Source organism: Archangium sp. (genome assembly GCF_036388035.1).
Lineage (GTDB): Bacteria > Myxococcota > Myxococcia > Myxococcales > Myxococcaceae > Archangium.
Genome location: NZ_DASVSO010000569.1, coordinates 1 through 1,887, shown reverse-complemented (window position 1 = coordinate 1,887; position 1,887 = coordinate 1). Strand labels below are relative to the sequence as shown.

At 71.9% G+C, this 1,887-nt stretch carries 2 protein-coding genes; one reads left to right on the top strand and one right to left on the bottom strand.

Annotated elements, in window-relative coordinates; translation table 11 throughout:
- Nucleotides 1-215: FYDLN acid domain-containing protein (locus VF697_RS22975; protein WP_331098407.1), on the bottom strand; the 215-nt coding region annotated here is incomplete at its 3' end.
- A gap of 147 nt (nt 216-362) precedes the next feature.
- On the opposite strand from VF697_RS22975, the gene VF697_RS22970 reads away from it, so the two are divergent.
- Nucleotides 363-1,887 (top strand): GYF domain-containing protein (locus VF697_RS22970; protein WP_331098405.1); only part of this gene is annotated, 1,525 nt, incomplete at its 3' end.

The window sequence follows — 1,887 nt, the reverse complement described above, 5'->3', positions numbered from 1 at the left end:
TCGGCGGCGGCGGGCTCCTCGGGCTCGATGGGCTCGATGACCTTGGGGATGGAGGACAGCCGACCCCGACGCCCCTCGGAGGCCGGCTTGAGAGCCGGGCTCTCCCGCTGGTCCGCGCCACACTTCGGGCACAGGGGGTCTGGCTTCTTCATATCGTAGAACTTCGTGGAGCACTTGAAGCAGACGTACTTGTTCCCGAGGTCCTTCGCGGGCATGCGCCACCTTCTGTGTCAAGAGGCAGGTAGGGGGGAGCGGCTCTTAGTTGGGCTGGCAGGCGGAGTCAACCCGATGGTTTGCACTCCCTCGCCTTGGCGGTAGCATTCCACCTGCTCGCCCTTGTGTGCGCGCGCGGGACAGCCCAATTGAACTTCTCCTGCAACAAGTGTCAGCGGCGGTACTCCATCGCGGACGACAAGGTCCGCGGTAAGACCGTCAAGGTTCGTTGTAAGAACTGCCAGAACGTCATCTCGGTGGAGGGACCTCCCCAGGAAGCCGAGGAGAGCACGCGCGTCGTGGCCCTCGCCGACGTGGAGCGGCTGCGTGAGCAGTCGCTCGCCGAGGAGGAGGCCGCCGCCGCCGCGGAGCTCGCGGCCGCGCCCGCCGCGGCCTCCGCGCAATCCTGGGAGGACGAGCCCACGCGGACCATGCCGCTGCGCGACTCGCGCTCGCCCTGGTTCGTGATGGTGAAGAGCAAGCAGGAGGGTCCGCTCGACGAGGCCGTCCTGGCCGAGATGGTGGCGGCCGGCTCCATCACCGCTCGCAGCTACTTCTGGCAGCAGGGCATGCCGGACTGGAAGCGCGGCTCGGACATCGCCGAGCTGGCCAGCCTCTTCGCGACCGCGGCCCCACCGCCGCCCCCGCCGCCGGCCGCCGTGCGGACCGCGCCGCCGCCGCCCATCGCGGATCCCGAGCCCGTGACGGTGGCGGCGCCGTCCTCCTCCTCGTGGCAGCCCGAGCCGGCCGCGCCCTCGCAGCCGTCGTGGCAGCAGCAGGCCGCGTCGCCCCGGGCCACCGCGCCCCGCGCCGAGGAGGTGTCCGCGCCGTGGGAGCAGGAGCAGGACGAGGCGCAGTCGTTCGAGCAGTCGCCCGCCGCCAACTCCCCGCAGCTCGGGGAGCTGTTCTCCGACCTGGACCTGCCCCAGTCCGAGCAGCAGGCCGGCTTCGACCCGGGAGAGGCGGGCTACGCCGAGGGCGGGCAGCAGCAGGAGGATCCGCTCGCCCCGCTGGGCCAGGAGGAGGCGCAGCGCGCGCCGGTGGAGAACACCCAGCACTTCGTGAAGAAGGCGGGCGTGGACCGGCGCAACCCGGCCTGGAAGATCGCCCTCTTCCTCGTCCTGCTGCTGGCGGTGCCGGTGGGCCTGCTGTACGCGCTCACCGAGCTGCAGGTGGTGCCACTGCGCGTCACCCGCGTGGACGCGCAGGGCAACGCGGTGGAGCAGCCGGTGTCCGTCTTCTCGTCCGAGGGCATGGGCGAGCTGAGGGACCTGATGCTCGGCCGCGCCAAGCCGCCCCCGCCGGAGCCCGCGGCCATGCCGAAGCCCGAGCCGAAGGCGCCCCCCAGCGAGCCCGCGAAGGAGGAGCCGCCGACGCAGGAGGCCGCCCAGCCCCAGGGCGAGGCGCAGAAGGAAGCGGCCGCACTCTACGCCGAGGGGGAGAAGAAGGACGTGGGCCCCGAGGTGCGCGAGAACGCCGAGGTGGCCGCCGCCGACTCGGCCAAGCAGTCCGGCCCGCCCCAGGAGGAGATCTCCCGCGTGGTGTCGCAGTCGCAGTCCGCCTTCAAGTCCTGCATCGAGCGGGCGCTGCGCCGCAACCCGCAGCTGCGCGACACCAAGGTGCTGGTCACCGCCACCGTGGGCAGCTCCGGCAAGGTGAAGAAGGTGTCGTTCG